Annotated in this window: 15 protein-coding genes; 1 reads left to right on the top strand and 14 read right to left on the bottom strand. The window is 55.5% G+C overall.

Annotation, left to right across the window (positions count from 1 at the left end; all coding sequences use genetic code 11):
- Positions 1-40 precede the first annotated feature (40 nt).
- Complete coding sequence (locus WBG83_RS07070) at positions 41-1,606, bottom strand: copper amine oxidase N-terminal domain-containing protein (protein ID WP_336743919.1); 1,566 nt, start codon at positions 1,604-1,606, stop codon at positions 41-43.
- 234 nt (positions 1,607-1,840) lie between these two features.
- Between WBG83_RS07070 and WBG83_RS07065 the strand changes: the two genes are divergently transcribed.
- Complete coding sequence (locus WBG83_RS07065; protein WP_336743917.1) at positions 1,841-3,349, top strand: DUF2515 family protein; 1,509 nt, start codon at positions 1,841-1,843, stop codon at positions 3,347-3,349.
- 104 nt (positions 3,350-3,453) lie between these two features.
- Here WBG83_RS07065 and WBG83_RS07060 read toward each other — a convergent pair whose 3' ends face one another.
- The 13 genes from WBG83_RS07060 to WBG83_RS07000 all read right to left on the bottom strand — a co-directional run bounded on the left by WBG83_RS07060 (position 3,454) and on the right by WBG83_RS07000 (position 18,265).
- Positions 3,454-5,127, bottom strand: coding sequence for a putative polysaccharide biosynthesis protein (locus WBG83_RS07060; protein WP_336743915.1), 1,674 nt, complete (start codon positions 5,125-5,127; stop codon positions 3,454-3,456).
- A 349-nt stretch (positions 5,128-5,476) separates the two neighbouring features.
- On the bottom strand, positions 5,477-6,205 hold the full coding sequence (locus WBG83_RS07055) for a ThuA domain-containing protein (protein ID WP_336743913.1): 729 nt from the start codon (positions 6,203-6,205) through the stop codon (positions 5,477-5,479).
- 43 nt (positions 6,206-6,248) lie between these two features.
- Positions 6,249-6,731: a DUF456 domain-containing protein gene (locus WBG83_RS07050; RefSeq protein WP_336743911.1), complete on the bottom strand. Its 483-nt coding sequence runs from the start codon at positions 6,729-6,731 to the stop codon at positions 6,249-6,251.
- A 2-nt stretch (positions 6,732-6,733) separates the two neighbouring features.
- A complete protein-coding gene (locus WBG83_RS07045; RefSeq protein ID WP_336743909.1) occupies positions 6,734-7,480 on the bottom strand; it encodes a Cof-type HAD-IIB family hydrolase in 747 nt (248 codons plus the stop codon).
- Between the two features lie 17 nt (positions 7,481-7,497).
- Positions 7,498-9,381 carry an asparagine synthase (glutamine-hydrolyzing) gene (gene asnB / locus WBG83_RS07040; protein WP_336743907.1) on the bottom strand — a complete coding sequence of 628 codons (1,884 nt, stop codon included), beginning with the start codon at positions 9,379-9,381 and terminating at the stop codon, positions 7,498-7,500.
- A gap of 300 nt (positions 9,382-9,681) precedes the next feature.
- Positions 9,682-10,560: a metal ABC transporter permease gene (locus WBG83_RS07035; RefSeq protein WP_336743905.1), complete on the bottom strand. Its 879-nt coding sequence runs from the start codon at positions 10,558-10,560 to the stop codon at positions 9,682-9,684.
- Positions 10,557-11,495, bottom strand: a complete 939-nt coding sequence (locus tag WBG83_RS07030; protein WP_336743903.1) for a metal ABC transporter permease — start codon at positions 11,493-11,495, stop codon at positions 10,557-10,559. Before WBG83_RS07030 ends, WBG83_RS07035 begins: the two co-directional genes overlap by 4 nt.
- A gap of 5 nt (positions 11,496-11,500) precedes the next feature.
- Positions 11,501-12,292 carry a metal ABC transporter ATP-binding protein gene (locus WBG83_RS07025; RefSeq protein ID WP_336743967.1) on the bottom strand — a complete coding sequence of 264 codons (792 nt, stop codon included), beginning with the start codon at positions 12,290-12,292 and terminating at the stop codon, positions 11,501-11,503.
- A 61-nt stretch (positions 12,293-12,353) separates the two neighbouring features.
- A complete protein-coding gene (locus WBG83_RS07020; protein ID WP_336743965.1) occupies positions 12,354-13,253 on the bottom strand; it encodes a metal ABC transporter solute-binding protein, Zn/Mn family in 900 nt (299 codons plus the stop codon).
- Positions 13,254-13,553: 300 nt separating this feature from the next.
- On the bottom strand, positions 13,554-15,617 hold the full coding sequence (locus WBG83_RS07015) for a peptidoglycan D,D-transpeptidase FtsI family protein (RefSeq protein WP_336743901.1): 2,064 nt from the start codon (positions 15,615-15,617) through the stop codon (positions 13,554-13,556).
- 33 nt (positions 15,618-15,650) lie between these two features.
- The gene (locus WBG83_RS07010) at positions 15,651-16,367 is read right to left on the bottom strand and encodes an HAD-IA family hydrolase (RefSeq protein ID WP_336743899.1); all 717 of its coding nucleotides are present in this window, start codon (positions 16,365-16,367) and stop codon (positions 15,651-15,653) included.
- A gap of 228 nt (positions 16,368-16,595) precedes the next feature.
- Positions 16,596-17,771 carry a transglutaminase domain-containing protein gene (locus tag WBG83_RS07005; protein WP_336743897.1) on the bottom strand — a complete coding sequence of 392 codons (1,176 nt, stop codon included), beginning with the start codon at positions 17,769-17,771 and terminating at the stop codon, positions 16,596-16,598.
- A 71-nt stretch (positions 17,772-17,842) separates the two neighbouring features.
- Positions 17,843-18,265 carry a hypothetical protein gene (locus WBG83_RS07000; protein ID WP_336743895.1) on the bottom strand — a complete coding sequence of 141 codons (423 nt, stop codon included), beginning with the start codon at positions 18,263-18,265 and terminating at the stop codon, positions 17,843-17,845.
- Positions 18,266-18,482 lie beyond the last annotated feature (217 nt).

Below are 18,482 nucleotides of genomic sequence, written 5' to 3'. Positions count from 1 at the left end.
CTTCTGTCAATCGAAGGGACGAGGCATGACGGATAGATGTCTATTCGCGGACAATGGTGATCATTCCCAGATCGCCGTCCCAATCAACCGTGCCGCCCAGCTGTTCGGCAATAAAACGCACCGGTACAAAGGTTGTGCCTTCTTTGATTTGGGCTTCCGCCTCCATCTCAACCGCCTTGCCGTTGACAAGGGCCGTCTTGCTGCCGATTGTGAGTATCATGTCAATACCGAGGAACTTATCGGAAATGGTCGCCTGCTTCGCTTCGTCATTCCATGTGACCTCAGCTTTGAGCTGCTCCGATACGAAACGAGCAGGTACATATGTGTTCCCCTCCACAATGTACGGTTTTGTCGTTCCATCCGAATACTCATCGTTCATAAACAGCACGACCATCTGGCGGTTGACCTTCAAATCTTCCTTCAACAGCTTGTACGCCACCGAGCTCGGATCGAATTGGCCAAGCACTTCACGTGCAGACAAATCCGATGACATCACAAGCTGACCGCGAGACGAATCAATAACGTCAGCCTGCACAGGCTTGTTCATGTTCCATACTTCATTATTGATTGCAATCCGAAAGGTTTTCAGACCGCCCGTTTCAATACCTTCAGGCGGAGTGATTGTCATTTCATACTCAGATGCACGTTCCAACAAATTGCTGTCATAATAAATCGATGCTTTCACGTTCATGGCTTTCAGGAAAGTCAATTGGCTTGCGTCCAGCTCGCTTGCATTATTTACCATCTCCTGCAGCGCACCGCGTACCATCGTACGAAGCAGCATGGCAGCCGTTTCACGATCTTCCTTCAGCATACCGAGCGGCCCTTGGCTGGACAGCTGCTCTTTCTCTTCCGCAGTCATTGTGCTCTCGATATTTTCCTGAATGAGAAGAACAAAATCAATCAGCTCGTCCAGGAACTGGTTAAGCCCCTGCTCGTCCGCCAGCACATTTTTCAGGAAGCCTACGAACAGCTTCGGCATTTCTTCGCCCGATACGCTCGCCGATACTTTGCTTAAGGACAGCTGTTCATTGTTAATTGTACGCTGCACTTGCTCCAGCTTCACATCCATCGGGTTAGGCAGATTGGTTATCGCATACCCGGCGATTTTGCGGGTTAATACTTGAATTTGCTCCTGGGTCGACTCCTGAACCGCTTCAATCCGCGCCAGGACGTCCGCCTCGGTTTCGCCTGAAGTCGAAGCGATAGCCGCAATCGGGTCATACACAAGCGTCTTGCTCAAGCCCTCGACTTGAATGTAGTATTTGTTATCTGCCAGATACATCTGGAACGGAATGCTGCCTCGACCGTAAGTAAAGGTTCCTTTCAGCGACATCGTCTGTTGATCCTGCATCTTAACGGAGTCAAGGCTGAACTTCATGTCCTTTACCAGGGCAAGCAGCGTCTTCTGTTCATCCGTCATCGTAGCTGAATCAACATCAAAATGCAGCGATACCTCCGTACGGCCTTCCATCGATTGAACATCTAGTCCGTTAAGAAATGCTTTGTTTAAATCCAGCCCTCCGACGGGCTGACATCCTGTCAGTACAATCGCTAGCACCAAAAAAGCGGCCATAATGCGAAACTTCCAATGCTTACTCTTCAATGTTTTGGTCTCCTCTCCGGTTTTCGTTGTCCTCCCATGGACATGCACCACAACTTATATACGTTCGAACCGGCAAAAAGATGCACTTTTTTTACTAGAAATTAACTTCTTGGTCCGGCTTCCAGCAGCATACACTAAAAGCGCGGCAAAACCGGCTGCGGCCGGTATAATCGCCGGCCTCCTTATAGCCGCGTACCCCGCATTCCCAGTTAATGAAGAAGGAGCGACTGCGAGATGAGCGCGAATGGGAATTCGTCTGAAAAAGCCAAGCTCCGGGCCGAGCTTTGGCATAAGCTGCTTCATTTGCCGGGCCAATTGTTCATGACTGCCATGCAAAAGGCAGGCCAGTGGCTGCACGGTGTTCCTGCTGTACCACTCACCATTCCGCGTCATGAGCTGAACAGGCTGCGGCGCAGGCTGCAATCAATTCAGGCGTCTTATGGAGCCGGTCAGCCTGCTGCCGATCGGCCGATCCGGGCAGAGGATCATCAGGTCATTGCACAGATTCGCCGTGCAACCGCACAAGCCAATCTGAACAATGTCACCCGCACGGCAGCTTATTATGACGTATACAAGCGGCATCCTGAGCTGCACTGGGCTCTGCTGGCGCATACGGTGTCCCGCAACAGCGGCTGGAACATGACCGATTTGAAAGGGGAGCTGCTGCCCAGACTGCTTACTGCGGCTGATACCGAAGCATTATTCGCTATGCTGGAAAAGGCGAACGCCCTCATTTTTCAGGACGCTTATCCCCAATTGCTGCTATATGCCGAAAGCCGGAGAACAGGGCGGAGCCTGTTTCATTTGCTGCCGCAGTTTCACGTCTCCCGGTTTATGGAACCGGTATGGGATCGGTTCTGGATTACCGGCTGCAGCCCTTTGGTAACGGTAAGCCTCATTATTAATGAGCAGCATTATATTGAACAGCGGGTGATACAGCAGCCCGAGGTCAGGCGGGACGTGCTTGACGCGTGGTTTTTTCAAACCCAAAGCCTCCTGCAGTTGAATCAAGTCGTATTCCCCTACGAATGTCGGCAAAGCACGCTGCCCCGGCTGGCCGGGATTGTAGTAGACAGGTTTGAAAGCCTGAAGGAACGGATTGAAATCGGAAAAGCCTTGTATGCGATGTTGTTCGGTCTTCCGCAGGTGCTTCAGGGTGTTCAGCGCTTCGCTGCGGCACAGCCCCATACAGGCTCCAGAGCCGATGTTTGGCCGCAGCTGTTCACCCGCAGCGGAAGCACCCGCAGTACGGGCGACGTGTCTCAGCCCGGGGTTTACCGCAGCCCATCTGCCAGCAGGCCAGACCTGCGCTCCTCTGTGCGATCAGAGCCGGCCGCCGGCAAAGCGGATACGGCTGTGGTCAGCCACCGTCTTGCCGCGCCGAATAGCGCGCGGGGAGCTGCGGGCAACATGAAAAGAAGTGGATCCGTCCGTTCGGGTGCAACCACGGCCTCACCGTCCAAGGCCGATCCTGATGCCGATGCCGGTGAATACCGGGATGAGCGGCTCCTCGGTAGCTGCCGACTCCGCCCCGGTGCTGCGCCGCTGTATAGCCCGGAGCTGACCGCCGCATGGCCGAATAGGCCGCTGCCACCTGTCGAGCGCTTCGACTGGTGCAGCGACCTTTCCGCATTCGCATATTTGAATTCACCGGAGTTGCCGGACTCGTATGAAATGACCAGTGAATACTGCTATAGCCTGCAGGCCATTGAGCTGGCCGTCATCGGTAAAAAGCTGCTGTAGCCGGCTTCCAACGCGCGAGAACCGATCGCGTGTTGCGGCACTGAGTGGCGGTCGGCCGAAGCGCGTTCCTCCCCGGCATCAGGCTGCAGGGCTGCAAGCGACCGTTATCCCCGGCTGCCCGCGCCGCCGCGTCCGAGCAGCTTGGCTGCCCGCTGAATCAGCCTGCGCAGCGGCGCAGGGAAGCTGGCTATATCCTCCTTGCCGATAACACGGGTAGCCGCCAGCAGCAGCGGATACAATGCCCCGCTCACCATGCCGACCAAGATGGCCTGAACTCCGAAATCGAGCCTGGAGACAGCCCCTGAGCCGCCGCCAAATGGATGTACAAAGGAGCTGACCAGCGCGTCCAGGCCTAATCCTGCCGCAAGCATAACGGCAATCGTTACCAGCATGCCGGCCCAGCGGCGGCCCAAAATCCTCACCGGCAGTGTCCGGCGAATAAGCCGCAGGTTCAATTGGGTCATGAGCAGGAAGCAGACGATTGTCGCGCAAATAATGCCGTACACGCCAAGGTACGGCGCCAGCAGGAAGCTAAGGGCCAGCTTCAGAATAACCCCGGCCAGCACATAGCCGATTTGCTTCCGGACCTGACCCATTCCCATCAGAATCGAGCCGGAGACCAGCATCGTGATTTGGAACAAAGAGCTTGCCGTCATCAGCATAATCATGCCGGTACCGTCCGTATCGGAAAACAACAGCCCGTTAAGGGGACGCGCAGCAGCAATCAGGGCAACGATGAGCGGAAGCCCGCTAAGCAACGCCAGCCGAAGGGCAAGGGATGCCTGCCGCTCCGCCTCCTGAATCTCTTTGCGGGCGTAGGCCGCAGATATAATCGGCACAATCGATTGACTGAGAGCGATAGCGAGCACCGGCGGTATACCGGAAATGGACTGTGCCCGTCCGGAAAGCACGCCCAGTATATCTTTCGCGGCCGCTTCCCCGGCTTGTCCCTTCAGCAGCAGAATCGTAATCGAAGTATCGATAAAATAAATGAATGGAATCGCCAGTGAAATCAGGCTGATCGGAATCGACAAGCTGAGCAGTGTGCGGTATATTTCCCTGTAGCGCGGCAGCGTCTCCTTCCCCGCCCGTTCGGATATGTGCCCTGCATTCGCCGAAGCCGCCGAGACTTCCGTCCGCTTGAGCCTGCGCCAAAACCACATCATCACGACAAAGGCACCCACCGCGCCGAACACGCCGCCGAAGGAAGCCCCCGCCACGGCCGTTGCCCGGCCATATCCCCAAGCAAGCAGGACATACGCCAGCACAATCGCCGTCACCACGCGGGCGATCTGCTCAATAATTTGGGACAAGCCCCCCGCCATCATCATTTGCCGTCCTTGAAAATACCCCCGCATAATAGCAATCACCGGGAATAAGAGCAGCGCTGGAGCCAGCATCTGTATGGCGGGCACCGCATCCGCATCATGCGCGATATTCACCGCATAGTACGGCGCGAACAGGTACAGGAACGCAGTTATTACCAGCCCTGATACCACGGCAAACCAGACGGCCGCCCGGAATATTTGTGCCGCCTCGGCCTCCCGGCCGAGCGCGGTTTTCTCCGAAATAAGCTTGCTGACCGTGCTGGGAATGCCTGCTGTGGCAATCGGCAGCAAAAGCAAATAAATGTTATTCGCAATGCTGAACGTAGCCATTCCGCTATCATCCAGCAGGTTTTGCAGCGGAACGCGCTGAAACACCCCAAGGAAGCGCGCTGTAAAAGCAGCCAATGCCAAAATGAGCGTGCCTTTAAGTAATGAATCTTTTTTGATCAAAGCAAAAAGCCTCCCGAGGTAAACGCCGGCAGCCGCCCGCTCTTCCGGGAAGCTGCCCGTTCTATAAGTTGCAACGGCCGGCAGCATCGTCCTTGCCCGGAGAACCTGCTAAGCACATATCCCGGTTCGGCGAAGCCTCCAGCCGCAAGCTCAAATAAGAAGCCGGTACCGGAAACGCTGCGAGTCCGGCCACAGGCCTGAAAAACCGAAAAGCCGCTTCATGCAGCGGCTTTACGCTTTGGAATATCCAATATTCCATTTTTATCTATAATTCGAACAAAGCCGTTATTAGCCGGACGAAAGTATCATGGTGCAAATCGCAAACCCATCCCCGCGTGCCCTTTAACTACTAGCCTTGCCCGCCCCGCAGCTGCTCCAGCGGCTGATGATTGCCGTACACCGGTCTTGCGCCGCCGGGCTGTCCGGCCCACTGAACGCCGTTGCCGATAATTTTCAGCACATCCGGGTGATGATAGGTCGGATACGTCTCGTGACCGGGGCGGAAGTAAAAAATTTTCCCCTGCCCGCGCGTAAATGTGCAGCCGCTGCGAAACACTTCCCCGCCCTCAAACCAGCTGACAAAAATGAGCTCATCCGGTGCCGGAATGTCAAAATGCTCTCCGTACATTTCCTCATGCGGAATCTCGATGTATTGCCCAAGCCCGGCGGCAATCGGATGCCCCGGGTTGACGACCCAAATTCGTTCCTTCTCCCCAGCTTCGCGCCATTTCAAATCGCAGGAGGTTCCCGTCAATCTTTTGAAGATTTTGGAGAAATGCCCGGAATGCAGCACGACCAGACCCATACCTTCCAGCACTCGGCGCTGCACTCGATCCACAATGTAATCCGCCACATGATCGTGGGCGCGGTGTCCCCACCAAACAAGCACATCCGTCCCGTTCAGAACCTCTTCACTGAGGCCGTGCTCCGGCTGATCAAGTGTCGCTGTCCGCACACTCCAGCCGTCTCTCCGAATGCCGTTTGCCAAAGCGCCATGAATGCCTTCGGGGTAAATCTCGGCGCATTTCGGGTTCTCGCGTTCATGCACATTCTCGTTCCATACGGTCACATTCAGCATCTCTTCATCTCCCCAGACGATTGAAATGGACTCACGCCGTCTATTATACCAGAATCCAGACAACAAACAGTATAATCATGAGCAGCTGGAAAATAACCTTCACAACGACACTTCCCAAAAAACCGACCAGTCCGCCAAGACCCGCCATGGCCGACTGCCGCAGTCCGGCTCCGGTCAACGCTTCGCCGATAAAAGCCCCCACAAACGGTCCCGCAAGCAGCCCAATGACAGGTATAACGAACGGTCCCACAATAATACCTATCGTGCTGCCGATAACCGATGCCCGGGTGCCGCCGAATTTCTTGACTCCGAGCGCGCTCACGATATAATCCGCCACCATAAGGCCGATGAATATCGTCGTCTGAATAAGCCAGAACCAGATCCCGAATTTCTCAAAGCTGAAAAACCAGCCGTACACGAAAAATGCGGCATAAATCGCCAGTGCCCCGGGCAGGACCGGATACACTGTGCCCGCCATACCGATCGCGAATAAAAGGATGACCAAAATCCAGCCTACAATATCCACAGCTATGCCAGCCTTCCTTCCAAAATGTCACGAATCACCAAAGCCACGCCATCTTCTTCGTTGGTGGCGGTAACCAGATCGGCATCCGCCTTGACCGCATCCTGGGCATTGCCCATCGCCACTCCAAGACCGGCGGCACGAATCACCGCCAAATCGTTCAAACTGTCTCCCATAGCGACCACCTGGTGCATGCCGATGCCAAGCAGGCGGCACACCTCCTCTACGGCGCTTGCTTTACTCACGCCCTGCGGGTTCACCTCGATATTGCTCGGATGGGAGTTCGTCAGCTCCAGTCCGCCCCGTGCTTTCAGTGCGGCATGGACCTCGGCAAGCGTATCGTCCTCTTCTGTGTAGTAACCGAATTTCAGCCATTCCTGGCTCTCTACGTCCTCACACCAATTGTCCCGGTTAAACAGCCCCTCCACACTGTATGCCCAGTACCATGTATCGTGCTTGACAGCCAGCGCATGCAGCTCCCGCACTTCCTCAGCACGGAGCAGCTCCCGGCGGTGAATGGCCCCGGGCGCCTTCCAAACCTCGCTGCCATTGGATGTAATAATCGGACTGCCCAGCTGAAGCTGCTCGATATAAGGCATTGTGCTGAAAATTCCCCGGCCGGTGGACATCATAACCGTCATTCCGGCTGCCTCGGCGCGGTGAATCCACGTTTTGTTCAATTCGGAAATTTCCTTATCCTCCCTGAGGAGGGTGCCATCCATGTCCAGCGCAATCAATTTGTAATCCGCCATGCTTCATCTCCCGTCCTTTACTGGCCTGCTGCGGCTCTCACCGCGCTGCCGCTCGTCCCAGACATATACGACGCGTGCCAAAGAGCGAATATATAAAGCACCCACAGCCGTCTGGAATAATCGCCTTGTCCGTTGCGGTGCTTCGTCAGCATTTCTTCTACCGCAGAGAGCTGAATATAATCGCCGATACCGGCCGCCTGAATTTGCTCCAGCATGTCGCTGCCTCTCCGGCCTTTCATCCATTCCCGGACCGGAACAGGGAATCCGAGCTTCGGACGGTGCAAAATAAATTCCGGCACAATGCCTTCCATCGCTTTGCGGAACACATATTTGGTCGTATTCTCGGCAATGCGCTGCTGCATCGGAATACGCCGTGCGAGCTCAAACAGCTCCTTATCCAGGAACGGAACACGCAGCTCCAGCGAATGCGCCATCGTCATTTTGTCCGCCTTCATCAAAATGTCTCCAGGCAGCCACAAATTCATATCGATATACTGCATCCGGGTAACCGGGTCCAAATGGCGGGTCCGCTCATAATACTGTGCAGCGACCTCGAACGGCTTCGTATACCGCTTCAGCAAATCGCGATCCGTCTGCAGCACGTCCGCCTTCATGTCTTCGCTGAAAATTTTGGCGTTGCCAAGGAAGCGCTCCTCCAGCGGCGTTGTGCCCCGCAGCAAATAACTGCGGCCTCTCATCCCTTCCGGCAGCATCAGCGCCATCCGGTGCATCAAGCGCTTCAGCGGCAGCGGCAGCCGCTCGATCGACTGGAGCGAAAGCGGCTCGTTGTAGATACGGTAGCCGCCGAACAGCTCGTCCGCGCCTTCCCCGGACAGCACCACGGTCACATGCCGGCGCGCCAGCTCCGAGACGTGATACAGCGCAATTGCGGACGGGTCCGCCACCGGCTCATCCTGATGCCAGACCGCCTTCGGCAGCACATCAAAGAAATCATGCTCCGTAATGATTTTCTCGAAGTGGTCCGTGTCGAGCGCCTGCGCGGTCTCTCTTGAAATCAGCGTTTCGTTATTCGGGCCCTCGAAGCCCACAGAGAACGTCTTAATCGGCTCAATCGCCCGCATGTGGGCGGCAATCGCCGTTGAGTCGATCCCGCTGGACAAGAAGCAGCCCCGCATAACATCACTCTGCATATGATGGACAACCGAATCCTTCAAGCGCTCCCGCAGCTCCTCGATATACTCGCCCATCGGGCGGTCCTCCGGCGCAAACTCAGGGTCCCAATACTTGCGGAGCCGGACGGGTCCGCCCTCTTCGATCGTAATCGTATGCGCGGGCGGCAGCTTGCGAATACCCTCGAACATCGTCGCCGGCTCCGGAACATACTGGAACGTCAAATATTGAAACAAGCTTTCGGAACGGATTTGGCGATGCACGCCGTCCGCTTCCAATATACTTTTGATTTCCGATCCGAACACAAACTTCTCCGGGTCCGAATAGTAGTAGAACGGCTTGATTCCGAAATGGTCCCGCGCGCCAAACAGCTTGCGCCGGTTCCGGTCCCAAATCACAAATCCGAACATGCCCCGCAGCTGCTTGACGCAGTCCTCGCCGAACTCTTCATATAAATGTACGATAACTTCGGTGTCCGTATGCGTTTTAAAGCGGTGGCCCCGCGATTCAAGCTCGGCCCGAAGCACCTTATAGTTGTAAATTTCGCCGTTAAACACAATCCATACCGAGTCGTCTTCGTTGCTGAGCGGCTGGTGTCCTTCCTTCAAATCGATAATGGACAGACGTCGAAAGCCAAGCCCAATCCCGGGATCTGTCCAAAATCCAACATCATTCGGTCCACGATGCTCAATGACGCTGGCCATGCGCTGCAGCAATTCCATCTGAGGCACTTGTCCCGTAAAGTAGTATAGTCCCGTTATTCCGCACATTGGCCTTAATCCCTCTCTTATTCGCTTTCATCCCTCACGGAGCAGCTTGTAGTTTCATCCCCTAAGTATAGCACACGTCCGTGGTTTTGAAAAAAAACAGGGTCCCGGATGACACTCTTTTACCGCAAGCCCGGGACAGCACCGCAGCCCTGCAGCTCAGCCCTGCCCCGCCCGGCTTCGTGGCGTTCTTCCCGCCGGAACCCGGCAAGATCCCCTAAATACAACTACACCCCGGACAATGGACTCCGCTGGCACAAACAGCCAGAGTCATTATCCGGGGTATAGCTTATCGCTGCTGAATTACTGGATTGCGGCCGCCTTGCGCCGGCGTATCGCTTTTTGCAATACCCCATGGCTTGGCGAAAACAGGAAGGCGAGCAGAAACCACAGCCCCGCTGCCGCAATCATACAGCCTGCAATCGAAGCATCCAGCCACAGCGCCAGCACATATCCGCTGACAGCGCTCAGCACACCGGCTGCGGCGCTAATGAGCAGCATTCTGCTTAACCGCTCGGTGAGCAGGTAGGCCGTAGCCGCCGGAACAACAAGCATGCCGACAACGAGAATGGCTCCCACACTTTCAAAGGATGCTACGGTGGTCACGGAAACAAGCCCCATCAGCAAATAGTGGAACAATGCAACCGGAATGCCCAGCGCCGCCGCCAAAGCCGGATCGAAAGCGCACAGCTTAAACTGCTTATAGAACAGCCCGATGCAGATGAGACTTAGCAGCAGCGCCAGACCCACCGCCCAAACTGCCTTGGGCCCGGCTTCAGATCCGAATAGAGTCAGCGTATTTTGCGGGACGTAAGCAATTTCGCCGTACAGCACGCAGTCCAGATCGAAGTCGATTTGGCGGGTATACAGGCTGACCAGCACGATACCGATGGAAAATAAGGCGGTAAACACAACACCGATCGAAGCATCGGACTGTACGCCGCTTTGATGGAACAGCTGAATCAGAAACACCGTCAGCAGCCCCAGCACCGCTGCCCCTAATAGCATGGCAATCGAATCCCGTGTCCCGCTGACAAGGAACGCGATCACAATGCCGGGCAGGACGGCATGGCTGATGGCATCGCCAATCATGGCCATTTTGCGGAGAACGAGGAAGCAGCCAAGCAATCCGCAGCTGCCGGCCACAAGCGCGCCTGTCAGGATGATCCAGAAATCTGTCATGCGCGCTCCCCCTCCTTGACCGCCACCCGGGCCGTCTGATTGTTCAAGCGATAGCTCCGTCTGACCGACAGCCGCAGCAGCAGCTTGCCGAGCAGACCGCGGCGGGGCGCAAACACAACGGAAATGAGAAAAAGCCCTGTAGCCGCCAGCACGCAAAGCGGGCCTGTCGGCAAATTATGCGCCGAGACGCTGACGAACGTGCCGAGCACCCCGCTGACAGCGCCGAACAAGCCGGCCAAAATAACCATGACCCCCAGCCGCTCCGTCCAGTAGCGGGCCGACACCGCCGGTGTAATGAGCAATGCAGCCATCAGCACAACCCCGACCGCTTGAATCCCCACCACGACAGACACCACCATAAGAAGCATCATAAACTGATCCAGTACAGCGACGGGCAGACCGAGTCCGCGGGCGAAGCCCGGATCAAAGCTGAGCAGCTTGAACTCCTTGTAAAATAACGCGCAAACGAGTATCAGCAAGAGCGAGATGCAGGCCATAATCCAGACGTCGCTTTTGACCTGTGCGGCCGCCTGCCCGAACAGAAATTTGTCCAGCCCGCTCTGGCTCCCGCTTCCGCTATGCTGAATCCGCGTCAGCAGCACAATGCCGATTCCAAAAAACACCGACAGCACAATAGCCAGGGCGCTGTCCTGCTTGATCCGGGAATGGCGGGTAATGTACCCGATGCCGAAGGTGGCGATCAGGCCCGACACGGCGGCGCCGATGAGGAACAAAAAGACCGATTTGGACCCTGTCAGCATGAAGGCGATACATACGCCGGGCAGGGCGGCATGGGACAGCGCATCGCCCATCAGGCTTTGCTTCCGCAAATAAGCGAAGCTGCCCAGTACCCCGCTCCCGAGGCCAAGCAGCAGGCAGGAAAGCAGCACCCACTGCAGATTCGGATCTTGAAGCAATGCAATCATGTTGTTCATGTAATTCACCTCGACCGGGGGATGAAGGCTTCCGTGTCGCGATCCAGCACGGCCAGCCGGCCCCCGTACGTTATTTGCAGCTGCTCCCGGGTGAATACCTCTTCAGTCGGGCCGATAGCCATCACCCGCTCGTTCAGCAGCAGCACCCAGTCGAAGTAATCCTTCACTGTAGCTAAATCGTGATGAACGACGAGCACGGTTTTGCCCCGCTCCTTGAGCTGGCCGAGCAGGGTAATAATGGCCTTCTCTGTAGCGGCATCCACCCCGGCAAACGGTTCATCCATAAAATACAGCGTGGCATCCTGAGCCAGTGCCCTGGCGAGAAACACGCGCTGCTGCTGCCCGCCGGACAGCTGGCTGATTTGGCGATGCGCAAAATCGGCCATTCCCACCTGATCGAGGCAATTCAAAGCAATTTGCCGCTCCCGGGCGCCCGGCCGGCGGAACCAGCCCAGATGGCCGTAGCGTCCCATCGTAACCACATCCAGCGCGCTGGTCGGGAAGTCCCAATCCACCGACTCCCGCTGCGGCACATAACCGACAAGCTTGCGCTGCTCGGCATACGGCCTTCCGTATATCCGAACCTCCCCGTCCAGACGCGGGATAAGGCCAAGCGCCGCCTTGATAAGCGTCGATTTGCCCGCGCCGTTCGGGCCGATGATGCCAATAAGCTTTCCTTCCGGAATGGAGAAGCTTACCCTGGAAAGAACGATTTTTTTCTGATAGGCAACGGTCAGCCCCTGTATATCAAGCGGAGCCTCCTTCTGCTGATTGACGGGCGAACCCGCCTCCGACAAGCCGGCATTCTTATTTGCGTTCAAGCGTTCCCACTCCCCCAGCCGCCAGAGGCGGCGCCTTTTATTTCAATGCCTTGACGATGGTATCCACATTATGCCGCACCATGCCAATATATGTGCCTTCCGGCGTTCCGCTCTCCCCCATTGCATCGGAGAACAGCTCCCCGCCCAGCGAGATGCTATGGCCTTTTTCCTTCGCGCCCTGAATGACGGATTGGACTGTTTTTTGCGGTACGCTGGATTCAACGAATACTGCCTTAATCTGGCGTTCTATCAGGAAATCCCGAAGCTTGCTGACATCCTTGACGCCGGCTTCGGATGCTGTGCTGATTCCCTGCAATCCCGTAACTTCTATATTGTAGGCTCTTCCGAAATAATTGAAGGCATCATGCGCGGTTACGAGAACCCGGCTTTGCTGCGGAATGGAGCCGATTTGCGATTTGGCATAGGCATCCAGCTCCTCAAGCTGCTTCAGATAAGCCGCCGCATTGGTCCGGTATGCCTCCGAGTTGCCTGCATCCAGCTTGACAAGCTCATCCCGGATCGTCTCCACCGCACTCATCCAAATATGCACATCAAACCAGATATGCGGGTCAAATTCCGTCTCTGTTTCCGGATCTCCCTTCAGCAAACGGGCTTGATCCAGCTGGCGGGAAACGGCCACGGTCGGCTTCTTCTTCGCGAGCTTCTCCAGCATGTCGATCATTTTTCCTTCTAAATGAAGTCCGTTATAAAAAATAATATCCGCCTGATCCAGCCGTTTCGTATCCCCCGAGGTTGCTTTGTACAGATGCGGATCGACTCCGGCCTTCATAAGACCGATAACCTCCACATGGGCGCCCCCGACATGCTGCACCGCATCGGCAATCATCCCCGTTGTCGCAGTAACCTTGAGCTTGCCGCTGCCGGATGTAAACTGGGAGCCGGATACGCTGCAGCCCGCCAGCAGCAGGGCCAGCATTGTCACCAGCACGGCCAGCCGCGCCCCGCGTTTTCTCCCCTTCTTTGACTCGTTCTCGCTTCCGTTCCGGGAGCCATGTTGATTTCCCCGCATCAGCATGTTTTGTTCTCCTCCACTCTTTTTTGCTGCATCCATCTCTTTTTACCTTATGACTTATTTTTTATTATATACAAATATGTTTCCTTGATGCAACTTTTTTTGAACAAAAAAATACGCCCCGGTTCCGCTCCTCGTCCCTATGCAGGAATCGAGTCAAGCCGGTTACCATGGCGTATCTCAGTTTTATTTGCAAAGCCTTTGTTATGGCTGTGTTTGCGGGCCTTCCTGCACGCTTCCGGCCTTCGGCACACCATTTAATCCGAAATATTGATCATATGCGTCGAATATTTTGCGTGCAATCGGCGCAGCGCCATAGGCGCCATACCCGCCTTCCGGCACAACGACCGCTACGGCGAGCTTCGGCTTCTCTACCGGCGCATACGCAATAAACACGGCATTGTCAATCAGCTTTCCTGCTATCGATTGGGTCGATGTACCGGTCTTGGTCGCGACCGAATAGGTTACGCCGTCGAACCCGGTTTTGAACACCTTGACCATGCCGCTCTCGATGATGTCCCAGTATTCCTTCGGCATGTTCACTTCGTTGAGCACTTCCGGCTCAATGGTTTTGACAATCTGGCCGTCCGTGGTCGTCATCTTCTCTACAAAAATCGGCTTCATGCGTTTGCCGCGGTTGCCCAGCATCGCTGTATACTGAGCAAGCTGCAGCGTCGTATATTTCCCCATCTGGCCCCAGGAAGAACGGATTAGGGCCGACTGGGCGCTTGCTTTTTTCGCTTCGGCTACATAGTCCAGAATGCCTTCCGATTCCCCGCGCAGTCCGCTGCCGGTTAAGGTGCCGAGTCCGAACTGCTTCATGTAGCTGTCCCAAATATCCAGGCCGCCCTGCTTCTGAAACAGCCGCTGGCCGATCATCGCCGACATGAACGTATTGGACGAATGCCAGATCGCCTCGGAGGCATTAATCGATCCGTAGGCTTTGCCATCCGAGTTGGAGATGGTCGATTTATCCTTACCGAATTCGAATATCCCGGTATCGTTATATCGCTCGTATGGACCGAACAGCTTTTCATTCAGGCCAACCAGCACGGACAGCGGTTTGATCGTGGAGCCCAGATAGACAAGCGACGTGGCATGCTTATTTAAATCCGCCTGCTCCTTATACTTCGGGCGCACCTCAGAGATAGTGCCGTTGCGGAGGTAAAATTCATTCTCGCTGTAATCCTTCGAGCTGATGGTGCCGCCCTGCCAAACCGTCGGATCGTAGTCCGGCATGCTGGCCATCGCCACTACCCTTCCGGTATCCACCTCCATCGCAACCGCAAAGCCCATCTTGGCGCTCGGCGCATATTTATAGCTGTTCCCGACGGCTTTGTTAATTTCGCTGATGTTGTCCAAAATCGCCTGCTGCGCTGTCAGCTGCACATCCTTGTCGATGGTCAAATACAGGTTGTTGCCCTTCTTCGGCGGTGTAATGGTTACCTGCCCGATGATTTTGTTGGACGCGTTGACCGGATACGACTTCACACCGTTCAGCCCGCGCAGATCCTCCTGATACAGCAGCTCGATGCCGTCATAGCCGACCTCTTCGTTATCGATATAGCGCAGTGTCGGTTCCGGATATTCGATGGAAGCGATATTTTTGTAGAACGGCAGACCGTTTTTAGGCTCGCGCGCTGCTGAGAACTGCCTCAAATAGCCGACCAGCTGGACCGCAATCCGCTTCGTATTGTACGTCCGGATGCTTTCCTCCGTAATCTCGATCCATTTGAATTCATCCCGGTGCTCTACGAAATAAGCCATTTCCTGCTTGGACAAATCGGCCTTGATGCGGCGAGGAACCGAGTTGGGTGTAATAATCCGCGCCTCGTTGCCTTCAATGTCCTTGCCGAAATCCATCTTCTTCACGATATCGGCCGCCGTCATTTGCCCTTTGCCCGGACTGCCGTACGAATTGAAAATCTGCTCCAGCCGGTACGCCAGGTCCTTAATTTCCTCCAGCTTCTGACCGCTTTCCATCCGGAAAAACAACGATTGCGTCGGTGTTGTCGTCGCAATGGCATATCCGTTGTGATCATAGATATTGCCGCGTATCGGCGCGATTGGCGTCGGTTTCTCCGTCGAGTACAGCTCCTGCCGCTTCAGCTCCGCGCCTTGAACAAACTGGAGCATCGCCAGCCGGACGATAAGGATCGAGAACAGCGCGAACGTCGCAAAGAAGAACAAATTCAGACGGAATGAAAAATGACGTTTACGCTGCAGCTCTTTCTTTTGCGGGTCATCCCCATTAGTGATGAGGTTCATTCGTAACCATCCTTAATTGAATTAAAATCAGAATCAGGCCAGCTGCTCCAGCAGCTCGCGCAGGGAATGAATCCCTTCGCCGGTATGATAATCGTAGCGTTTAATCTTGACCGCGGCTATGCCGACCTGGGCCGGAGCCCACAGATCATTCTTGTCGTGATCGCCAATATAAAGCACTTCGTCCGCCTGCAGGCCCGCCTGCTCCAGCGCCAGCGTAAAGATGGCCGGATTCGGCTTCTCCAGGCCGACCTCTGTGGACACGATAACCGGATCAAAGTAATGAAGAATGCCCTTTTGTTCCAAAATATGGCGAAGCGTCGGGGCGAAATTGGAGATCAGCCCCAGACGAAAGCCTCTCGCCTGAAGCCCCTCCAGCACCTCCCGCACATCCTCAAACAAGGAGTACTGCTCCGGTGCGGTATACAAATCGTACAGCTCATGACACCACTGGTGAATAACATTCTCGTCCACCCGTTCATAAGCACCCAAATGCTGCAAAATAAAAGCGTACAAGCTTGCCCAGAAGGCGCGATCCGTCTCCGGCGTACACGCTTCAAACTGGTCCAGCGGCTTGTCATAATACAATTTACGGAACGCATCCTCGAAGATCGCCCCGATTTCATTCACATCAATCTCAATGGACCGTTCGCTCAAAAACCGCTGCAGCACTTCTCTCGCGGCGGGAACCGTCAGCAGTGTGTCTCCGGCATCAAAAAAAACCGCCTTGTATTTCCGTGTTAATGGATTCATTGAATTTTGCACTCCTCCCGGTGTGGCAAACAAACCGGATCATAGTATCAAGTGTACCATAAACAGAAGGCGGGATACCAGTTGGGAAGCAGCCGTGCCTGGTTCCTGTCAGGCAGCGACTCGCCTCAGCTTTTCCAATACAAAAAAGCCGTTCCTCCGGCATCATCCGAAAAAACAGCTTGCAGCCTTTATGCGCCTCTTCGCGCTATCGCCAGCCGTCTGACCAGGCTAAGCTTCCTTAATATGCGTTTTCGCAAAGTTAGGCGGATTGAACCAATCCCCGCCGCTGGCGACCCAGGTTGAATCGAGAGGAACCCACTCCCCCCGCTCAGACAAATACACTTCATTCCAGGCATGGGGCCCGTAGCTGGAACGCCCGTCATAGCCGAGTCCCGTAACAACCTTGACATCCAGCCCGGCCGCCCGGGCCATCATCGCATACAGACGGGAGTAGTCAATGCATACGCCTTCCCGCGTCGCAAACGTATCCTCCGGCGTCTGTTCCTTCCAAATCCGCTGCTCCTCATACAGCTTGACCTTGTCCCAGTCATACGTGATCCGGGTTCCCACCCATTTGTACAGCTCACGGGCCTTTTGCTCGTCCGAGTCCAGCCCTGCGGTGATCTGCCTGGCTGCTGCGGAAATATCGTCCGGGATGCTGGCATCCACAATCTCGTACTTGCGGCGCAAAATTCCCGCATATTCTTCCTCCAGCGCTTTGGCCAGCACCGGCAGCTGCTCCGCCAGAAATGGTCCCGCTACGGGAGCAAACACCTGGGAGGCCGCCTGCCGGTACAGGTCGGAGTCTTGAATGTATGACGCAAACGGCGCCCCCGGCAGCAGCGTAATATACACGTACAGCACGGCAGCAGCCAGCAATGCGCGCAGCCCGCCGTGAATGCCGCCCAGCACGCCCCCGGCGGTTCCGTTGAACAAGATGCGGCCAAACCCATAGCCGCCCCGAGGACCTGCCGCCGCGCCGCCGCTTCCGCCTCCAGCAGCCAAAGCCACTGAAGGAGGACGACTGCTCAGCCAGCGCTGATGCAGTCCGTACCACAGCGAGGACAGAACGCTTTTACAAAGGATATATCCCATTACAAGCAGAACCGTAAATCGCAGCATGGAAAAATCCCGCAGCCCGGTCAGAGCCGTATAATAGACCTGCTGCAGATCGCTCAGCTCTCCCGCGGGCATTTGAAGCTGAGGGCCGCTGAGCCACTCCGCCGCAAGCGGAGACAGCCAGCCGGCGCCCAGCCAAGACAAATACAGCGCTCCGCAGAGGAGCGCCGTTTCCGAAACCAGCACAAACAAATGCTTGGCCGAGCCGCCCGCCCCCCGCCGGATTCCTTGCAGCATAGAAAGGGCGAGCAATGCGCCGAGCAGAATCGAAACCGCGTTTGGCATGACAGCACCTCCCGAATTTGTTTGCTTTCTTCTCGTTCATGTCCTTTCGTTTTCGTTCAGACTGAAATCGATTATTGCTGATTTTTTTGAGCCTGCTCGATAATTTTATTCAGCGCTTCGTCTGCTTTGATGGTTATGGACTGGCCTTTAAACGAGATTTTGACATCATTTGAGCCTGCCTTTCCTTCCAAGCTTATCCCGCTTTTGGTCATCGTAAACGTTCCGTCAGCGTTCTGCTTGAAGGACGCGTCTTCCCCGGCGAACGCCTTCAGCGCCATATCCCGCAAATCTCCCTGCTGTCCCACCACCGCTACGGCGGCCGACTTCAGGTCATCCACATACGATGAGCCGTAGTACACCAGACCGGCCAGCACCGCCAGCACGATGACCCATTTTACGACTGTTTTTACAATTTTGATGACGATCAGAATCACAACCAGCGCAATGATGACCCAGTACCACTGGCTCTGGGCAAAGGCAAGCCACTGTTCCATTCGTTCAACTCCCCCAACATCGGTTCACGGATTAAAACGTTCCATTTTTATCATACACGATGCAGCCCCGCGCCGCCAGAGCAAGCCTGCTCTAATTCCGGCTGTATCCGCTGCATTCTCTTGGCGGACCTGCCCGCTCGCTTCCACGATCCGGACAGCGTGCAAGGCATGCGGCCGGCCCTCGTCATACGGAGCCCTAACGCCCGCCGGGATTCTG

Source organism: Paenibacillus sp. y28 (assembly GCF_037137075.1).
In the GTDB taxonomy this organism is placed as follows: domain Bacteria; phylum Bacillota; class Bacilli; order Paenibacillales; family NBRC-103111; genus JBBBNV01.
The sequence above is the reverse complement of the archived record's forward strand: the minus strand, read 5'-3'. Positions and strand labels throughout refer to the sequence as shown.